Annotated in this window: 1 protein-coding gene; it reads right to left on the bottom strand. The window is 50.9% G+C overall.

Going from position 1 to position 332, the window contains the following annotated elements; all coding sequences use genetic code 11:
• On the bottom strand, positions 1–332 hold a 332-nt coding region (locus ABR397_RS23595; RefSeq protein WP_350307822.1), incomplete at both ends, for an Rpn family recombination-promoting nuclease/putative transposase.

Raw genomic sequence — 332 nt, 5'->3', positions numbered from 1 at the left:
CCATATCTCGCTGCCGGATATGCTTTTGCACCATTTCCAGTAACGCGACCCGTTTGTGCGTCAGGATCTCATCATCAGGAATGACCGTCACATCGACCAGCGGGAAGGAACCGGAATAGATTTCCTTCGCCAAGGCCGGTTCATCGAAGCAGTCGAGCCAATTGGTACTCCAGGGATACGGCTGTATTTTCCCGTGATAAAACAACACCGGAATGACCAGAGGCAATTTTTCATGTCCCTGCTCCAGATGCCGTTGCATGGCTGAAATCCCGTAACGTAATAACCGAAATGCCATCATTTTGTCCGGGGAACTCTGGTGCTCGATCACGCAA

This window comes from Photorhabdus viridis, from assembly GCF_040256935.1.
GTDB classification, from domain to species: Bacteria; Pseudomonadota; Gammaproteobacteria; order Enterobacterales; family Enterobacteriaceae; genus Photorhabdus; species Photorhabdus viridis.
Note: the sequence above shows the minus strand (reverse complement) of the source record. Positions and strands in the feature narration are given on the sequence as shown.